This window comes from Streptomyces sp. NPDC014894 (assembly GCF_043080985.1).
Taxonomy (GTDB): Bacteria; Actinomycetota; Actinomycetes; order Streptomycetales; family Streptomycetaceae; genus Streptomyces.
Genome location: NZ_JBIBWD010000014.1, coordinates 14,738 through 35,333, shown reverse-complemented (window position 1 = coordinate 35,333; position 20,596 = coordinate 14,738). Strand labels below are relative to the sequence as shown.

Annotated in this window: 2 protein-coding genes (1 of these 2 only partly in view); both read left to right on the top strand. The window is 76.5% G+C overall.

Annotated elements, in window-relative coordinates:
* On the top strand, positions 1-3,485 hold the 3' end of the coding sequence (locus ACF089_RS28580) for an amino acid adenylation domain-containing protein (RefSeq protein WP_392032495.1). It extends 13,258 nt beyond the left edge of the window; 3,485 of the gene's 16,743 nt are visible here — the last part of the coding sequence; its start codon lies off the left edge, out of view; the stop codon is at positions 3,483-3,485.
* Complete coding sequence (locus ACF089_RS28575; protein ID WP_392032492.1) at positions 3,470-20,596, top strand: amino acid adenylation domain-containing protein; 17,127 nt, start codon at positions 3,470-3,472, stop codon at positions 20,594-20,596. Before ACF089_RS28580 ends, ACF089_RS28575 begins: the two co-directional genes overlap by 16 nt.

Genomic DNA, 20,596 nt, shown 5'->3' with positions numbered 1-20,596 from the left:
CGCGCCGTCTGGTCGTCTCGGAGTGGAACGGGGCCGAGGAGCCGCTCGCGCCGGCGGAGCCGCTGAGGATCGCCGCCGCCCTCGCCGAGCAGGCCGCCCGCACCCCGGACGCGCCCGCCGTCGTCGGCGAGGAGGGCGTCCTCGAATACAGGGGGCTGCACCGGCGGGTCACCGCGCTCGCCGCGCTGCTGCGCGAGCACGGGCTGGGGTCGGGGGATCCGGTCGCGGTGCTGCTGCCGCGCTCCGTCGATCTGGTGGTCGCGGCCCACGCGGTGCTCCGCGCGGACGCGGTGCTGATGCCGCTCGACCCGGCCCATCCCGCCGAGCGGCTGGCCGGCATGCTGGCCGGGCAGCCGCCTCGGGCGGTGATCACCCGGGGCGACGTGTCGGCGCTGCTGCCCGGCGGGCGGCCGTGGCCGGTGCTCGCCCTGGACGATCCCGCCACCGCCTCATGGCTGACGGGCCATCCGGCGGACGGCCCGGCCGAGCTGCCCGTACCGCGGCCGCATCCGGCGCAGACCGCCTGTGTGCTGCACACCTCCGGGTCCACCGGGACGCCCAAGGCGGTCGCCGTGCCGCACGGGGCGCTCGCCAACCGGCTGGCGTGGACCCAGCGGCGGTATCCGCTGGGTCCCGGGGACCGGATGCTGTTCAAGTCCGCGCCCGGTTTCGACGTCGCGCTCTGGGAGATCCTCGGTCCGCCGCTCGGCGGGGCCGCGCTCGTGGTCGCGGGTCCGGAGGCGCACCGCGATCCGGCGGCGCTGGCCCGGCTGATCCGGGAGCACGATGTGAGCGCGGTCCACTTCGTGCCCACGATGCTGGCGCTGTTCGCGGCCGAGCCGGAGGCGGCCCGGTGCACCGGGCTGAAGCGGGTGTTCAGCGGCGGCGAGGCGCTGACCGACGCCCTGGTGCGGCGGTGCGCGCGGGTGTTCGACGCGCCCGTGATCAATCAGTACGGGCCCGCCGAGGCGGCCGTCGACGTCACGGCGCGCCCCGCGGTCCCCGGCGAACAGCCCATGGTCCCGCTGGGCAGGCCGGGCGCGGGGACCCGCGCGTACGTCCTGGACGAGGCGCTGCGGCCGATGCCGCCGGGCGTCGCCGGGGAGCTGTATCTGGCCGGGGTCCAGCTGGCGACCGGCTATCCCGGGCGGCCCGGCCTCACCGCCGGGCGTTTCGTGGCCGCGCCCGACGGCTTCGGCCTGCCGCCCGGCGCCCGGCTCTACCGCACGGGCGATCTGGCCCGCTGGAGCCGTGCCGGGGAGCTGGAGTTCGCCGGCCGCGCCGACGACCAGATCAAGCTGAACGGGGTACGGATCGAGCCCGACGAGATCCGGGCGGTGCTGCTGCGGCACCCGGCGGTCCGGGACGCCGCCGTCGTCCTGCGCGACGGGGACGGCGACGGGGACGGCGACGACCGGGGCAGGCCCCGGCTGATCGGCTATGTCTCCGGCGACACGGCCGCGCTGGACGTGGACGAGCTGCTGCGGCACGCCGCCGCGCTGCTGCCCGCCGCCATGGTTCCGGGGGCGCTGGTCGCGCTGGACCGGCTGCCGACGACCGTCGGCGGCAAGCTGGACCGGTCCGCGCTGCCCGAGCCCCGGCCGACGGCCGGGGACAGGGACGGGGACGCGGCCCCGCGCACCGAGACGGAAGCCGTGCTGACGGAGCTGATGGCGGCCCTGCTGCACCGGACCGCGATCGGTGTTCATGACAGCTTCTTCGCGCTGGGCGGGGACTCGATCTCCTCGATCCAGCTGGTCAGTTCGGCGCGGCGCAGAGGGCTGGTGATCAGTCCGCGCGAGATCTTCGAGCACCGCACCCCGGCGGCCCTCGCCCGGGTGGCGCGCCGGGAGGAAGAGGAGAAGGCCGTCCACGACCCGGGCCACGGCGGGATCCCGCTGACCCCGGTGATGCACGCCCTGCGCGAACGCGGCGGGGAGTACCGGGAGTACAGCCAGTCCCTGCTGGTCACCACGGAGCCCGGGCTCACCGCGGAACGGCTGCGGGAGGCGCTCGCCGGGCTCGTACGGCACCACGTGATGCTGGGGGCGCGGCTGCGCACGGACGGCGGCTGGCGACTTGAGGCGCCCGAGCCCCCCGGACCCGACGACGGCGGCGACGGCGACGGCGCGGGGAACGCGGCCGGGGCGCTGCGCACGGTCGCGGTGACCGGCGGCCGCGAGGCGCTGGAGGAGGCGGTACGCCGGCACTCCCGCGCCGCCGCGGGCGAACTCGACCCGGAGGGCGGGCGGATGCTGCGCGCCGTCTGGTTCGACCGGGGTCCCGGACGCCCCGGCCGACTGCTGCTGACGGCCCACCACCTGGTGGTGGACGCGGTGTCCTGGCGGGTGCTGCTGCCCGATCTGGCCCAGCTGTGCGCCGATCCGGCGAGCCCTCTCGCGCCCGTGGAGGTCTCCTTCCGGACCTGGGCGCGGGCCCTGGCCGAGGGGGCGGCCGGACACCGCGCGGAGCTGCCGTACTGGACCGAGACGCTCACCGGCGCGGTCCCGGACGCCCCGCTCGGCGGACGGTGGCTGGATCCGGCCGTGGACACCCCCGGCACCCTCGGGCAGTTCGCCGCGACGGTCCCGGCCGCGCTGAGCGAGCCGGTGCTCACGGAGGTCACGGCCGCCTTCCACTGCACCGAGCAGGACGTGCTGCTCACCGCGCTGACCATGGCCCTCACCGAGGGCCGTGCCGGACAGGACTCCGCGCTGATCCTGCTGGAGGGCCACGGCCGGGACGCCCAGGAGGCGGCGGGCCGCGAACCGTCCCGCACGGTCGGCTGGTTCACCGCGCTGTATCCGGTGCGGACCCGGCTGGAGGGGACCGATCCGGCCACCGTGCACACCGACCCGCACGAGGCGGCGAAGCTGCTGAAGCGGGTCAAGGAGCAGCTGCGGGCGGTCCCGGCGCGGGGGGCCGGGTACGGGTCCCTGCGCCATCTGGACCCCGGTTCGGGCGCGGTCCTCGCCGGCCTGCGGGCGCCGGAGGTGAGCTTCAACTACCTCGGCCGCTTCGACGTCGGCGAGGAGGGCGGTCCGGCGGTCGCGGGCCCCGAAGGCCCTGAGGGGCCTGGAGGTCCTGAAGGCCCTGGAGGTGCTGGAGGTGCTGAGGGTCCTGGAGGTGCTGAGGGTCCTGGAGGTGCTGAGGGTCCCGGGCCTCTCCCGTGGGCCCCGGCGCCCGAGTCCGCCGCCCTGTGGCGGGCCCCGGCCGCGCTCGGGGCGGACACCGCCCTCGATCTCGGCATCACCGCGCTGCGCCGCCCCTCGGGCACCGAGCTGTCGGTGATCTGGCAGCACGCCTCGCTGCTGATCCCCGCCGACCGGGTCGCCCTGCTCCACCAGAGGTGGCAGACCGCCCTGGAGACCCTGCTCACCGCCACCCGCGCCGCCGCGGGCGGCCACACCCCGTCCGACCTCGGTCTGCTTTCCCTGAGCCAGGACGAAATCGATGAGTTCGCAGACGAGTGGAGGATTTCGTGACCGGCGCGCCCTCAGGACTTCAGGACATTCTCCCCCTGTCGCCTCTTCAGCACGGGCTGTACTTCCTGTCGTCGTACGACGACACCGCACCCGATCTCTACAACGTCCAGCTCGCCTTCGATCTGGAGGGCCCGCTCGACCGGGCCAGGATCCGGCGGGCCGGCGAGGCGCTGCTGCGCCGCCACCCCAATCTGATGGCCGCGTTCCGGCAGCGGAAGAACGGCGAGCCGGTCACCCTCATCCCGCACGGGGTGGAGCTGCCCTGGAGCGACGTCGATCTCACGGAGCTGCCCCCGGAGTCGCGCGAACGGCGGCTCGCGCAGCTGACCGCCGCCGACCGGCGGACCCGGTTCGATCTCGCGACCCCGCCGCTGACGCGGTTCACCGCGATCCGGCTGGGCGAGGAGCGGCACCGGCTGCTCCTCACCCACCACCATCTGCTGCTCGACGGCTGGTCCACCGCCCGGGTCGTCCAGGAGCTGTTCACCCTCTACGAGAGCGACGGCGACCCCTCAGGTCTGCCCGCGGTCCGCCCGTACCGCGACTATCTCGCCTGGGCCGCCGCCCGCGACGCCTCCGCCGACGACCGGGCCTGGGCGAAGGCGCTGGCCGGTCTCGACGGTCCGACGATCGTCGCGCCCTCGCCCGCGGGCCCGCCGTCCGGCGAGCCGGTCTCCCTCGATGTCGGACTGCCCCCGGCGCTCGGCGCCGAATTCGCCGCCGCCGTCCGCGCGCTGGACGTGACCCTGCCGGTGGCCGTGCAGACCCTGTGGTCCATCGCCCTCGGCGAGCTGACCGGACGCCGCGACATCGTCTCCGGCACCACCGTCTCCGGCCGCCCGGCCGAACTCGACGGGGTGGAGACGATGGTGGGGCTCTTCATCAACACCCTGCCGGTACGGGTGTCCCTGCGGCCCGCCGAGTCCCCGGCCGGCCTGCTGCGCCGGATCGCGGCCGAGCAGGCCGCCCTGCTGCCGCACCATCACACGGGGCTGGCCGGGATCCAGCGGACGGCCGGGTTCGGCGGTCCGCTCTTCGACACCCTCTGCGTCTTCGAGAACTATCTCGCGGGCGAGGGCGACCAGGCCCGCCAGGACACGGAGTTCGCCGGGCTGCGGGTCACCGCCGTCAGCGGCCGGGACGCCACCCACTACCCGCTCACCCTGGTCGCCGCGCCCACCCCGGACGGCGGGCCCGCGCTGAGCCTCAGCCATCACCCCGACGCCGTCGCGGAGCCGGACGCCCGGCGGCTCGCCGACCGCCTGCGCCGGCTGGTCGAGGAGTTCACCGCCGACCCGCACCGCCCGCTCGCCCGGCTCGACCCGCTCACCGCCGCCGAGCGCGAGCGGGTCCTGCACACCTTCAACGCCCACACCGCCGACATCCCCCCGGCGACCCTGCCGGAACTCTTCGAACGGATCGCCGCCGAGCACCCCGACGCCCCGGCGCTGGTCGACGGCCCCCTCGAACTGACCTACCGCCAGCTCAACGAGCGGGCCAATCTCCTCGCCCACCAGCTGATCGCCCACGGCGTCGGCCCCGAGAACATCGTCGCCGCCCCGCTGGAGCGGGGCGTCACCATGCTGACCGCCCAGCTCGCCATCGCCAAGGCGGGCGGCGTCTTCGCCCCCCTCGACCCCAACCACCCCTCCGAACGCCTCTCCACCCTCATCACCGCCTCCGGCGCGACCCACCTCCTCCTCGACTCCACCACCCCCTTCACCACCCGCTCCCACCCACAGCAACTCCACACCCCACCGGAGCGAATTCAAGCCCCGCCGGCGATTGAGGCGCGGGGCCCGGGGCAGCGCCCCGCAAGCGACCCGCACCCCACCCACCCAGCCCCGCCCACACCCACCCCCATCCACCTCAACGCCCTCCCCCTCACCGGCCCCACCCACAACCCCACCACCCTCGACCACCCCACCCCCCTCCACCTCGACCACCCCGCCTACCTCATCCACACCTCCGGCTCCACCGGCACCCCCAAGGGCGTCGTGGTCGCCCACCGCCCGCTGGCGGATCTCACCGCGTGGGCGCGCGAGAGCTTCGGCACCGGTCCCGGCGACCGGGTGACCCAGTTCGCCTCGCCCGCCTTCGACGTCACCCTCGCCGAACTCGCCGCCTCCCTGCTCTCGGGCGCGACGCTGGTCGTGGTCCCGGAGGAGCGGCGCGCGGGCGCGCCGCTGGCCTCCTTCCTCGCCGAGGCGGACATCACGCTGGCCGTCGTCCCGCCCACCGTCCTCGCCTCCCTGCCGCTGGACGCCGTTCTGCCCGCCGGGATGACGATGGCGGTGGGCACCGAGGCGCTGCCGCCCGAGGTGCTCCGGGTCCGGGCCGCGCGCCACCGGATCGTCAACGCGTACGGGCCGACGGAGGCGGTCGTGAACTCCGCCACCTGGCGGGTGCCCGCCGACTGGTCCGGCGGTCCGGTCCCGATCGGTCCGCCGGACGTCAACAAGCGGGCCCTGGTCCTCGACGACATGCTGCGTCCGGTGCCGCCGGGCGTCCTGGGCGAGCTGTATCTCGCCGGCGCCGGTCTGGCGCGCGGCTATCTCGGCCGCCCCGGCGTCACCGCGGACCGTTTCGTCGCCGCCCCCACCGGCCTCGGCGCGCCGCCCGGCGCCCGGATGTACCGTACGGGCGATCTGGCCCGGTGGAACGCCGCCGGTGAGCTGGAGTACGCGGGCCGCGCCGATCACCAGTTGAAGGTCCGGGGGTTCCGGGTGGAGCCGGGCGAGGTGGAGGCCCGCCTCACGGCCCATCCGGGCGTCGCGCGGGCCGTGGTCACCGCTCCCGCCGACGCGCGCGGGATCCGGCGGCTGGTCGCCCACGCGGTGCCCGCGCCCGGGGAGGCCCCCGACCCGGCGGAGCTGATCGCCTGGGTCGGCCGGACCCTCCCGGACCATCTGACGCCCTCGGCCGTGGTGCTGCTGGACGCGCTTCCGCTGACGCCCGCCAACAAGATCGACCGCGCGGCGCTGCCCGCCCCCGACTTCTCCGGGGCGGCGGAGGGGACCGCGCCGAGGACCGGGACGGAGAGCCGGCTCGCGGAACTCTTCGCCGAGGTCCTCGCGGTGCCCGCCGTCGGCGTCCACGACAGCTTCTTCGCCCTCGGCGGCGACAGCATCTCCGCGATCCAGCTGGTGGGCGCGGCCCGCCGGCACGGTCTGGTGCTCCGGCCGCGCGACGTGTTCGACCACCGCACCGTGGAGGCGCTGGCCGCCGCGGCGCGCACGGCGGCTCCCGCCCGTCCCGCCGCCCGCCGGTCCTCCGGCGGCAGCGCGCCGCTCACCCCGGTCCTGCGTTCCCTCGTCGAGCGCGGCGGCCCGCTGACCGGCTATCACCAGTCGATGGTGCTGCACACCCCCGCGGGCGCCCGGCTCGACGCGCTCACGGCCGGGCTGGCCCAGGTCGTCGGCCACCACGAGGCGCTGCGGGCCAGGCTGACGCCGACGGCGCTGGAGATCCCCCCGGAGGCGTCCGTGAACGCCGCCGGGCTGATCACCCGGGTCGACGCGGAGGGCGCTCCGGCCGAGGGTCTGACCGACGTCCTGCGGCCGCACGCCCGCCGCGCCGCCGCCGAACTCGACCCGTACCGGGGCGACATGGTCCGGGCGGTCTGGCTGGACGCCGGGGCGGAGCGGGGCGGACTGCTCGCCCTGCTGATCCATCACGCGGTGGTGGACGGCGTCTCCTGGCGGGTGCTGACCGAGGATCTCGCGGCCGCCTGCGAGGCCGCCCGCACCGGGGCCACGGCCGAACTCGCCCCGGTGGGGACCTCCTTCACCGAGTGGGCGACGGGGCTGCGCGAGGCGGCCGCGGCCCCGGGGCGCACCGACGCGGCCGACGACTGGGCCGCCCTTCTCGACGGCGATCACGCCCGGATCGCCGAACCGCTCGACCCGGCCGCCGACACGCTCGGCGCCCTGCGCACCGTCTCCGTACGGCTGGACCCCGCGACCGCCGGGCCGCTCCTCACCGAGCTGCCGGCGCGCTATCACACCGGGCCCGACACGGTGCTCCTGGCGGCGCTGGCGATGGCGCTGGCGGCCTGGCGCGGGCACACCGGGCCCGTACCGGTCGATCTGGAGGGCCACGGCCGCGAGGAGGAGTCCGTCCCGGGCGCCGATCTGTCCCGTACGGTCGGCTGGTTCACCAGCGTGCACCCGGCGCTGCTCGACCTCGGCGGGCTGGAGCCCGGCAGCGAGGCGGAGACCGGCGCGGTGCTCAAGCGGGTCAAGGAGCAGCTGCGTCCGCCGTCCGGCGACCCGCTCGGGCACGGGCTGCTCCGCCATCTCCACCCGGCTCACCGGGAGCGGTTCGCGGCGCTGCCCCGGCCCGAGATCGGCTACAACTACCTCGGCCGGTTCGGCGCGCCCGGCGGCGGGGGCGAGGGGGCCGAGCCGAAGCCGTGGAGTCCGGCGCTGACCGGCTCCTTCGGAGGCGGCGCGGACGACGCGCTGCCCCTCGCGCACGCCCTCCAGCTCAATGTGTCGGCCGTGGACGGTCCCGAGGGGCCCACCCTGCACGCCGGGTTCGGCTTCTCCGGGCGGCTGCTGGCCGAGCCGGAGGTGGCCCGGCTGGCCGAACTCTGGCTGGCCGCGCTGCGCACCCTGCGCCGCCATCTCGGCGATCCGGGCGCGGGCGGGCACACCCCGTCCGACTTCCCTCTCGTCACCGTCGCCCAGCCGGAGATCGACGCGCTGGAGGACCGGCGTCCGCTCGCCGACCTGCTGCCGCTCTCCCCGCTGCAGGAGGGGCTCCACTTCCTGGCCGCCTTCGGCGCGGAGGGGGACGGGCCGGATGTCTACGTCACCCAGACCACGCTGGAGTTCGCGGGCGAACTCGAATCCGCCCGGATGCGGGAGGCGGGCCGTCTGCTGCTGGCCCGGCACCCCAATCTGCGCGCCGCCTTCCACACCCGGCGGGGGGCCGATCCGCTCCAGTCCATCGCGGCCGAGGCGGAACTCCCCTGGGCGGAGTACGACCTGGGCGACGAGCCCGAGCCGCCGTCCGGCGCGGACCGGGCCGGGCCGGCCGCCGGGCCTTCCGGCGGCGCCGGGTCCGAAGCCGGGGACGGCGCCGGCGCCGGGGACGGGAGGCGCGGGCTCCGGATCCCCGAGCGGGCCCGGCGCATCCTCGCGGCGGAGCGGGAGCGCGGTTTCGATCTCAGCGAACCGCCGCTGATCCGGCTCACCCTCGTCCGGCTGGGCGACGGGCGGCGGCTCTTCGCCCTGACCTCGCACCACATCCTGCTCGACGGCTGGTCGGGCCCGGTGCTGATCCAGGACCTGCTGGCGCTCTACCGGGGCGAGCCGGGGCCCGCGCCCCGGCCGTACCGCGACTATCTGCTGTGGCTCGCCGGCCGGGACCGGGCCGAGACGCGTGAGCTGTGGCGCGAGACCCTCGCCGGGATCGAGGGGCCCACGCTGCTCGTACCGCACGCCGCCGGAGCGCCCGCCGGCGTTCCGGAGCGGATGGCGCTGGAGCTGCCGGACGCCCTGGTGGCGAAGGTGTTCGCGCTCGCCCGCGCCGAGCAGGTGACCGTCAACGCCGTGCTGCAGACCGCCTGGGCGCTGGTGCTGGGGCGGCTCACCGGCCGTACCGACGTCGCCTTCGGCGTGACCGTCTCCGGCCGGCCCGCCGATCTCGACGGCGCGCAGCAGATGGTCGGCCTCTTCATCAACACGGTGCCCGCCCGGGTCGAGACCCGTCCCGACCAGCCCGTCGCCGAGCTGATCCGGCGGGTCGCCGACCAGCAGACCCGGCTGATGGACCATCAGTACGAGCCGCTGGCGGAGCTTCAGCGGCTGGCCGGGCACCGCGAGCTGTTCGACACCCTGATCCTCTTCGAGAACTTCCCCGTCGACGCCGCCGAGCTGCGCCGCGCCGAGGAGCGCGCCGGGCTGCGGGTGACGGCGGCCCAGGGCCACGACGCCACGCACTATCCGCTCGTGCTGGTCGCCCTGCCCGGCCGGGAGCGGCTCGCGCTGGCGCTCGACCACCGGCCGGACATTCTGTCCGCCGAGCGCGCCCGGGCCGTCGGGGCCCTGCTCACGGGCACCCTGGAGCTGCTCGCCGACCGGCCTCGGGACCCCGCGCGGGCGGTCGTGCCCGGCGGCGCGGCCCCGGCGCGGCTCGACGGCCCGGCCGGGCCGGTCACCCCGCTCGGACTCGCCGGCCGCTTTCTGCGGCAGGCCGCCGCGACCCCGGAGGGGCTCGCCCTGATCGCCGGGGACGAGGAGTGGAGCTACGCGCGCCTCGCCGCCCGGGCCGGGGTGCTCGCCGCCCGGCTCACGGCCCTCGGGGCCGGGCCCGAGACGCTGATCGCCGTCGCCCTGCCGCGCTCGGCGGACCTCGTCGCCGCCCTGCTGGCGGTGGCGGCCGCCGGGGCCGCGTACGTCCCCGTCGATCCGGACTTCCCGGCCGAGCGGGTGGCCCATCTGCTGGCGGACTCCCGTCCGCTGCTCACCGTCGACGCGGACTCCCCGGTGGTCACCGGCGCGGGCCTCCCCGAGGACGCGGCCGTGTCCGGGCCCCTGCCCGGTGAGCGGCCGCACCCCGACGGGGTCGCCTATGTCATCCACACCTCCGGATCGACCGGCGCCCCCAAGGGCGTCGTGGTCACCCACGAGGGCCTGGCGAATCTGCTCGACGCGATGGCGGAGACCCTGTCCGCCGGTCCCGGGCAGCGGCTGCTCGCCGTGACCACCGTCAGCTTCGACATCGCCGCCCTGGAACTCTTCGTCCCGCTGGTGACCGGGGCCGCGGTGATCCTGGCCGACCGCGACCAGTCGCGCGACCCGATGCTGCTGGCGGCGCTCGCGGAGCGCGCCGGGGCCACCCATCTCCAGGCCACCCCCTCGCTGTGGCGCGGGCTCACCGAGGCCGCGCCGCGACTCGTGCGGGGGCTCACCGTGCTGAGCGGCGGCGAGCCGCTCCCCGCCGATCTCGCCGGGGAGCTGGCGGACGGCGGCGACCGGCTCCTCAATCTGTACGGGCCGACCGAGACCACCGTCTGGTCGACCGCCGCCGACCTCGGCGACGGCGGCGGCGATCCGCACATCGGGACGGCGCTGCGGAACACCACGCTGCGGCTGCTCGACAGCTGGCTCCGGCCCGTCCCCGACGGGACGCCCGGTGAGCTGTACATCGGCGGGTCCGGGGTCGCCCGGGGCTATCTCGGCCGGGCCGCGCTCACCTCGGGCCGGTTCGTCGCCGACCCGTACGGCGTCCCCGGCGCGCGGATCTACCGCACCGGCGACCTGGCCGCCCGGCTCCCGGACGGCACGCTGCGGGTGCTGGGCCGGGCCGACCACCAGCTCAAGGTCCGCGGCCACCGCGTGGAGCCCGGCGAGATCGAGGCCGTGCTGCGCTCCCACCCGGCGGTGGGGGACGCGGTCGTCGTCGGGTCGCCCGACGCCTCCGGCGCGGTCCGGCTCATCGGCTATCTCACCGGCGACGCCGCCGGGGTGCGCGAGTTCCTCGGCGAGCGGCTGCCGGAGTACCTGGTGCCGTCGCTCCTGATCGAGCTGGACGAGATGCCGCTCACCCCGAACGGGAAGACCGACCGGGCGGCGCTGCCCGCCCCGGAGTCCGCGGCCGCGTCCGGCGGGCGGGTCAGGGCCCCGCGCGATCCCCGCGAGGCCGTGCTCGCCGAACTCTTCGCCGATGTGCTGTCCCTGCCCCGGGTGGGCCCCGACGACGACTTCTTCCGGCTCGGCGGGCACTCCCTGCTGGCGATGCGGCTCGCCAACCGGCTCCGGTCCGCCCTCGGCGCCGATGTGGCGCTGCGGGACGTCTTCGACCACCCCACGCCCGCCGCGCTCGCCGAGACCGTACTGCCGCGCGGGTCGGGGCGGGCCGCCCTCGCGCCGCGCACCCCCGTGGCGGGCGAGCGGCTCCCGCTCTCCTTCGCGCAGAGCCGCCTCTGGTTCCTGCACCGGCTGGACGGGCCCAGCGCCACCTACAACCTCTTCTTCGCGCTCCGCCTCGGCGGCGAGCTGGACACGGAGGCCATGCGGCTCGCGGTGGGCGACGTCGTCACCCGCCACGAGAGCCTGCGCACCGTCTATCCGGACGTCGACGGACTCCCCCACCAGCACATCCTGGACGAGGAGACCGCCCGCGCGGCCGCCGACCCCGTCGTGCTCCGGGTCGCCGAGGCCGATCTGGAACGGGCGGTGCACACCCAGGTCACCCACCCCGTCGACATCGTCACGGAGATCCCGCTGCGGGTGCGGCTGCTGCGCACCGAGACCGATCACGTGCTCTGTGTGATGCTCCATCACATCGCGGGCGACGAATGGTCGATGCGCCCGCTCACCGAGGATCTGCGCACCGCCTACACCGCCCGGGCCGCCGGGAACGGGCCCGACTGGCGGCCCCTGCCGGTCGGCTACGCCGACTACGCGGTCTGGCAGCGCGACCTCCTCGGGTCCGAGGACGACCCCGAGAGCCTCGTGGCCCGGCAGGCCGCCCACTGGCGGCGGGAGCTGGCCGGCGCGCCCGAGGAGCTGGCGCTGCCGTACGACCGTCCCCGGCCCGCCGAGGAGCACCACGACGGACGGACCGTCACCTTCGAGATCGACGCCCGGACGCACCGGACGCTGCGCGCGCTCAGCGCCGAGAACGGCACCAGTGTCTTCATGGCCGCCCAGGCCGGTCTCGCCGTGCTGCTCGCCGCCCATGGCGCGGGCACCGATCTGCCGATCGGCACCCCGGTCGCGGGGCGCACCGACGCCGCGCTCGACGATCTCGTCGGCTTCTTCGTCAACACGCTGGTGCTGCGCACCGATCTGAGCGGGCGGCCCACCTTCCGGGAGATCCTCGGCCGGGTCCGGGACACCGATCTGGCCGCCTTCGACAACGCCGATCTGCCCTTCGAGCAGCTGGTGGAGATGGTCGCGCCGGAGCGGACGCTCGCGCGCAACCCGCTCTTCCAGGTGATGCTGGTCTTCCAGAACGTCTCCGACGACGAGCTGACCCTGCCCGGGCTGACCGTCACCCCCCTCGGCGCCGATCCGGGCACCGCGAAGCTGGATCTGATGTTCACCCTCGCCGAACGGCCCGGCGGGGCGGGCGTCAACGGCATGCTCACCTTCCAGACCAGCCTGTTCGACGAGTCGACGGCCCGCGCGCTCGCCGACCGCTACACGGCGCTGCTGTCGGCGCTGGCCGAGCGGCCGGATCTGCCCTTCCACCGCGCCGGGGTGCTCACCCCGGCCGAGCGCGCCCGGATCCTCGCGGCGGGCGCCGGCGAGGAGCGCCCGCTCCCGGCCGCCACGCTGCCCGCGCTGCTCTCGGCCCGCTACGCCGCCACGCCCGCCGGGGAGATCGCCCTGGTGGCGGACGGTCTCACGCTGAGCACGGCCGAGTTCGACGCACGGGTGGGCCGACTGGCCGCGCTGCTGCGGGATCTCGGCGTACGGCCCGAGACCCGGGTCGCCGTCGCCCTGCCGCGCTCCGCCGATCTGGTGGTCGCGCTGCACGCCGTGCACCGCGCGGGCGGGGCCTACGTACCGCTGGACACGGGCCATCCGCCCGAGCGGCTCGCCCATGTGCTCACCGACAGCGCCCCCGCGGTGGTGCTGACCCGGTCCGAGCACGCCGCCGCCCTGCCGCTGCCCGACGGGGCGGAGCCGGTCCTCCTCGACGATCCGGCCACCGAGGCGGCGCTCGCCGCCGCCGGGCCGGTGCCCGTCCTCCCCGAACCGCTCGGGGACCACGCCGCGTACGTCCTCTACACCTCGGGCTCCACCGGCCGCCCCAAGGGCGTGACCGTCAGCCACGCGGCGCTCGTCAACCGGCTGCGCTGGATGGCCGAGGAGTACGGGATCGGCCCGGGCGACCGGGTGCTCCAGAAGACCCCGGCCGGTTTCGACGTCTCGGTGTGGGAGTTCTTCCTGCCGATGCTGACCGGCGCGGTGCTGGCGGTGCTGCCGGACGGGCAGCACACCGACCCGGTCAAGGTCGCCGCCGCGATCCGGCGGCACGAGGTCACCACGGTGCACTTCGTCCCGTCGATGCTGGCCGCCTTCGCCGCCGAGCCGTCCGCCGCCGGATGCGCCAGTCTGCGGCTGGTCGTCGCGAGCGGGGAGGCACTCCCCCGGGCCGTCGCCGACGCCCTGCGCGAGGCGCTGCCGGGGGCCGCGCTGCACAATCTCTACGGGCCGACCGAAGCCACCGTCGATGTCACCGCACATCCGGCCGGCGCGCCCGACCCGGGCGGCGCCTGGGGCGGGGTGCCGATCGGCCGTCCCGTCTGGAACACCGGGGCGCACGTCCTCGACGCCTGGCTGCGGCCGGCGCCGGACGGGGTCACCGGCGAGCTGTATCTCAGCGGCCGCCAGCTGGCGCGCGGCTACCACGGCCGTCCGGCGCTGACCTGCGAGCGGTTCGTCGCCCACCCCTTCGGCGCCCCGGGCGAACGGCTGTACCGCACCGGCGATCTGGTGCGCCGCCGTCCGGACGGCGCGCTGGTGTTCGCCGGCCGCGCCGACGGTCAGGTCAAACTGCGCGGGCTGCGGGTGGAGCTGGGCGAGATCGAGGCCGTCCTCGGCGAGGACCCGGAGATCGCCGCCGCCGCCGTGCTGCTCCGCGAGGACCAGCCGGGCAGGCCGCTGCTGGCGGGCTATCTGGTGCCGCGCGGCGACAGTGCGCCGGATCCGGCCGAGCTGACGGCCCGGCTGTCCCGGCGGCTGCCCGACCACATGGTCCCCACCGCGCTGATCGCGCTGGAGCGGCTGCCGCTGACGCCCAGCGGCAAACTGGACCGGGCCGCGCTGCCCGCGCCCGATCTCGCGGCCGGAGCGGGCGGGGCGGCCCCGCGCGGCATCCGGGAGGCCCTGCTCACCGAGTTGTTCGCCGAACTCCTGGACGCCCCCCTGGCCGGTGCGGAGGACAGCTTCTTCGCCCTCGGCGGCGACAGCATCCTCTCCATCCAGCTGGTCGCCCGCGCCCGCCGCGCGGGGCTCGTGCTCACGCCCCGGGAGGTCTTCGAGCACAAGACCCCGGCCGCCCTGGCCCGGGTCGCCGTGCCCGTCGACGCCCCCGGCGCGCGGACGCTGCCCCCCGCCGGCCGGCTCCCCCTCACCCCGGTCATGAGCTGGGCCCGGGAGCGGGGCGTGCTGGAGGGCCTGCACCAGTGGCGGGTCCTCGTCACCCCGCCGGACGCGACTCCCGCCACCCTCGCGGACGCCCTCCGGCGGCTCGCGGACCGTCATCCGGTGCTCCGGGCCTCGCTGGTGGCGGAAGGCGCGCTGGAGATTCCGGGCGCTCCCGCCGAGGACGGCGGACCGCTCCCGGCGGCCGACCTCGGCGGCGTACCCGCCCCGCTGCTGGCGCGGCGGCTCGCCGGGCACACCGCCGAGGCGATCGCGCGGCTGGACCCCGCCGGGGGACGGCTGTTCAGTGCCGTGTACGCCGATCTCGGGCCCGGCCGGGGCGGCCGGCTGCTGCTCGCCGTCCATCAGCTGGCCGTGGACGAGGAGTCCTGGCCGGTGCTGCTCGCCGATCTGGCGCTCGCGCACGAGGCGGCGGTCTCGGGGGCGGAGCCCGGCTTCCCGGCCGGGACGACCTCCTTCCGTCAGTGGGCCCTCGGGCTCGCCGACGCGGCCGGGGAAGCGGCCCGGCGGGCCGAGGCCGGGATCTGGCGGGCCCGGGACACCGCGCCGGCCCCCGCCCTCGGCGACCGTCCGCTCGACGCGGCCGCCGGGCCCCGGGCGCGCTTGGAGCGCTCGCTCACCGGAGCGACCGCGCGCGCCCTGCTGACCGAGGTCCCCGCCTCGGTGCACGGCACCGTCCAGGACGTGGTGCTGGCGGCCGCCGCGATCGCGTTCGCCCAGTGGCGGCGGGAGCGCGGCGAGTCGGACGCGGGGCCGGACGTGGTCGCGGTGCGGCGGCACGGCCGCGCCGAGGGCGTCGTCCCCGGCAGCGATCTCTCCCGTACGGTGGGCTGGTTCACCACCCGGCATCCGCTGCTCCTGGACACGGCCGGAGTCGATCCGGCGGAGGCGGCGCACGACGGCGCGGCCGCGCAGCGGGTGCTGACGGCCGTCAAGGAGCAGCTCCGCGTCACCCCGGACCAGGGGATCGGGCACGGTCTGCTGCACCGCTTCGGCGATCGCGCCGCCGAGCCGCCGCGCACCCCGGAGATCTCCTTCGCCCACCACGACGGCCGCCCGGCGGCGGGCGCCGCCGGGGTCTCCCCGCGCGGCTGGCCCGAGGCCCCCGAGGACCTCCCGTGGCCGGAGTCGGAGTCGGAGTCGGGCCTGAGCGTCCCGGCCCTGTTCCCGCTGGAGATCACCACCGTCGCGGAGGACGGTCCCGACGGGCCGGTCCTCGCCGCCCGCTGGGTCCACACGCCGTCGGTGCTGCCCGCGGCGGACGCCGAGCGCCTCGCCGATCTGTGGTGCGCGGCCCTGCGCACCCTCGCCGAGCGGCCCGCGCCCGCCACCCGCACCCCGTCCGACTTCCCTCTCGTCGCCCTCGGGCAGGACGAGGTCGACGCCCTTCAGCGCAGGTTCCCCTCGCTCACCGACGTCTGGCCGCTCGCCCCGCTCCAGGAGGGTTTCCGCTTCCTGACCGAACTCGCCGGGGACGGGCTCGACGTCTACACCATGCAGCTCTCGCTGCGGCTGGCCGGGGAGATCGATCCGGCCGCTCTCCACGCGGCCTGCCGCGATCTGCTGGACCGGAACGAGAATCTGCGCACCGCGCTCGTCGGCACCGGCGGCGGCGCCGTCCAGGTCGTCCTCGCCGAGGTGGAGCCCGAGTTCGCCGTCACCGACCTCAGCGCCCACGGCGCCCCGGCGGACAGCCCGGAGCGGCGGGCCGCGCCGGCCCGGCTCGCCGAGGAGGACCGGCTCCGTCCCTTCGATCTCGCCGCCCCGCCGCTGCTGCGGCTGCGGCTGGTGCGGCTCGCCGGGGACGGCGGCTGGGCGCTCATCGTCACCAACCATCACGCCGTGCTGGACGGCTGGTCGGTGCCGCTGCTGCTGGAGGAGCTGTTCCAGCTGTACGCGGCGCGCACCGGCGCAGCGCCCGCGCCCGGCGTCCGGCGGTCCTTCCGGGACTACCTCCGGTGGCTGACCCGGCAGGATCCGGACGCGGCCCGGGACGCCTGGCGGGCCGCGCTGGCGGGCGTCGGCGAGCCCACCCTGATCGCCCCGGCCGACCCGTCCCGGCAGCCGGTGCCGTCCCGGCACATCGCCCACACCCTCGACGCCGGGCTCGGCGAGCGGCTGGCCGAGCTGGCCCGGGCGGCGGACGTCACGCCCAACACCGTGATGCAGTTCGCCTGGGGGCTGCTGCTGGCCCGGCAGACGGGCCGGGACGACGTGGTCTTCGGGGCCACGGTCTCCGGTCGGCCGCCGGAGATCGACGGGGTGGAGGACATGACCGGGCTCTTCATCAACACCGTGCCCGTACGGGTCGACCTCCGGCCGGCGGCCGGGGCGAACGCCGACACCGTGCGGCGTTCGCTGGCGCGGCTCCAGGACGCCCGGTCCCGCCTCGGCGCGTACGAGCATCTGGGGCTCTCGGCGATCCAGCGCCTGGCGGGCCGCGACGGCGGCGCGGGCGAGCTGTTCGACACGCTCCTCGTCTTCCAGAACTATCCGGTGGACGCGGAGAGTCTGCGGGCCGCCGAGGAGTCCGGCGCGCTGCGGGTCACCGACGGCAGCAGCACCGGCGACACCCACTATCCGCTGACCCTGGTGGTCGCCCCGGCCGCCGGGAAGCTCCTGCTGGAGTACCGTCCCGATCTCTTCACCGAGGCCGAGGCGAAGGCGCTGACGGGACGTCTCGTCCAGCTGCTGCGGGAACTCGGCGACCGTCCCGATTCGCCCGTGCACCGACTCGAGTGCCTCGATCCCGCCGAGCGCGGGCGGATCCTGTCCGAGTGGAACGCCACCGGGCGTCCCCATCCGGCGCAGACCCTGCCCGAGCTGCTGGCCGAGCGGATCGCCGCCGATCCGGACGCGCCCGCCGTCGTCAGCGGGGACGCCGTCCTCACCTTCGGCGAACTGGACGCGCGCTCCGCCCGGCTCGCCCGGCTGCTCACCGCGCGCGGCGCGGGGCCCGAGGACGTCGTGGCGCTGATGCTGCCCCGCACCGAGGAGATGCTCGTCGCCATCGTCGCCGTACACCGCGCGGGGGCGGCCTATCTCCCGCTCGACCCCGGCTATCCGGCGGAGCGCATCGCGTTCATGGCGCGCGACGCCGCGCCCCGGCTGCTGGTCACCACGGGCGGCCTCGCGGACGCGGCGGCGGCCCTGGACGGGCTCGTACCGGAGGTCGTCGTCCTGGACGGCCCCGAGACGGTCGCCGCGCTCGCCGCGCTGCCGGGCGACGCGCCGGTCTCGCCGGCCCGGCCCGGTCATCCGGCGTACGTCATCTACACCTCGGGCTCCACCGGCACGCCCAAGGGCGTCGTCGTCACCCAGGGCAACGCGGTCAATCTCTTCCACAGCCACCGCCGGAACCTCTACGAGCCGACCGTGGAGCGCACCGGCAGGCGGCGGCTGAACGTCGGCCACGCCTGGTCCTTCTCCTTCGACGCCTCCTGGCAGCCGCAGCTGTGGCTGTTCCACGGGCACTGCGTCCATGTCCTCTCCGAGGAGATCCAGCGGGACCCGGACGCCCTGCACGCCTATCTCCGCGCCCACGCCGTCGACTTCGTCGAGGTCGCGCCGTCGGTCCTGGCCGAGCTGGAGCGCGCCGGGCTGACCGAGGGCGGCCGCTGCCCGCTGCCGCTGCTCGGCGTCGGCGGGGAGGCCGTGCCGCAGGAGCAGTGGGACCGGCTGCGGGAGCTGCCGGGGACGGAGACCGTCAATCTGTACGGGCCGACCGAGGCCACCGTCGACTCGCTCTTCGCCCGGGTCCGGGAGCATGAGCGGCCGGTGATCGGACGCCCGGTCGACAACGCCAGGGTCCGTCTTCTCGACGCCTGGCTCCGTCCGGTGCCGCCCGGGGTGGCCGGGGAGATGTATCTCGCCGGAGCCGGACTGGCCCGCGGCTACCTCGGCCGGCCGGCGCTGACCGCCGAACGCTTCGTCGCCGACCCGTTCGCCGACGACGGCGGCAGGCTCTACCGCACCGGGGATCTGGCCCGGTGGACCGACGACGGGGCGGTGGAGTTCCTCGGCCGGGTGGACGACCAGGTCAAGATCCGGGGCTTCCGGGTGGAGCTGGGCGAGATCGCGACCGCGCTGGGCGCGCTGCCCGGGGTGGACCGGGCGGTGGTGGTGGCCCGTACGGACGACGGGGTGCGGCGGCTGGTGGGCTATGCCGTGCCGGACCCCGGCGCCGCGCCCGATCCGGCGGCGCTCCGCGCCGGGCTGGCCGGGCGGCTGCCCGACCATCTGGTGCCCGCCGCCGTCGTCCTCGTCGGCGAGCTGCCGATGACCGTCAACGGGAAACTGGACAAGGACCGGCTGCCGGCCCCCGACTTCGGCGCGGCGGCGCTCGGCCGGGATCCCTCGGGGCCCGCCGAGACCCTGCTGTGCGCGGTGATGGCGCGGGTGCTGGGGCTGGAGAGGATCGGCGCGGACGACGACTTCTTCGCCCTCGGCGGCGACAGCATCGTCTCGCTGCGGCTCGTGGCGGCGCTGCGGGCCGAGGGGTACGGGCTGTCGCCGCGCGAGGTGTTCCGGCTCCGCACCCCGGCGGCGCTCGCCCCCGTGCTCGGCGCCGGCGGTCCGGCCAGGAGCGAGGATCCCTCGGCGGCGGTGGGCGGCGCTCCGCTCGTCCCCGGTCTGGACCGGCTGCGGGAGCTGGGCGGTCCGATCGACCGGCACTCCCAGTCGACCGTGCTGCGGACGCCCGCCGGTATGCGGCGGGCGGATCTCGTGACCGCCGTGGGGGCGCTGCTGGAGCGCCATCCGGTGCTGCGGGCCCGGCTCGACCGGGGAACGGGCGAGTCCTGGCGGCTGGAGATCCCCGGTCCGGCCGCGCCGGGCGCGGCGGAGGCGGCCGGGGCGGTGGAGCGGGTCGAGGCGGCCGAGGTGCCCGACGGGCCCGAACTGGCCCATGTCATGGGCGAGAAGCTGCTCGAAGCGGTCGCCGCGCTCGATCCCGACCGGGGCCGGATGGTCCGGGTCGTCTGGTTCGACGCGGGTCCTCGGCGGTCGGGGCGGCTGCTGATCCTGCTCCATCAGTTCGTCGTGGACGCGGCGACCTGGCGGATCGTCCACGCCGATCTGCGCGCGGCCTGGGAGGCCGCCCGCGACGGCCGGGATCCGGCGCTCGCGCCGGCGCCCACCTCGTACCGCACCTGGGCCCGACATCTCGACACGCTGGGCGCGCGGCGCTCGGCGGAGGCGCCGTACTGGCGGGAGGTGCTCGCGGACTCCTCGGTCCCGCTCGCCGGGCGGCGGCTCGACCCGGCGGCCGACACGGTGCGCACCCTGCGCCGGCTCACCGTCGAGCTGGGGCCCGAGGACACCGCGCCGCTGCTCGGCTCCCCGGCCGCGACGGGCGGCGGAGGCTCGGTACGGGCGGTGCTGCTGGGCGCGCTCTCCCAGGCGTTCGCGGAGTGGCGGCGCGGCCGGGGGGAGACCGGCGGCGACCGGGTCGTGGTCGCGCTGGAGAGCCACGGGCGGGAGCAGGAGCTGCTGCCGGGCGCTGATCTCTCCCGTACCGCCGGGCGGTTCACCTCGGTGCACCCGGTGGCGCTGGACGCCCGGGGGGTGGCGCTCGACTCGGCGCACAGCCCCGTCGAGCTGGTGCGCCGGGCGGCCGCCGCGCTGGCGTCGGCGCCCGACTCCGGCATCGGCTACGGTCCGCTGCGCCGGCTCCACCCGGGTCTGGGGGACGAGCCGGAGGTCCAGTTCGACTATCTGGGCCGGTTCGCGGGCGGCGGGTCCGGCGGCGGCGACTGGACGGCCGCGCCCGAGGCCGGAGTCCTCGGCAGCGGGCGCGATCTCGACGCGCCGGTGGCCCATCTGCTGGACATCGCCGTCTCGGTGACCGACGGGCCCGGCGGTCCGCGACTGGACGCGAGCTGGGTGTGGCCCGGCGGTCCGCTCACCGAGGCGGAGGTGCGGAGCCTCGCCGACGCCTGGACGGACGCGCTGCGCGCGCTCGCGAAGGCGTACGGGGCGTAG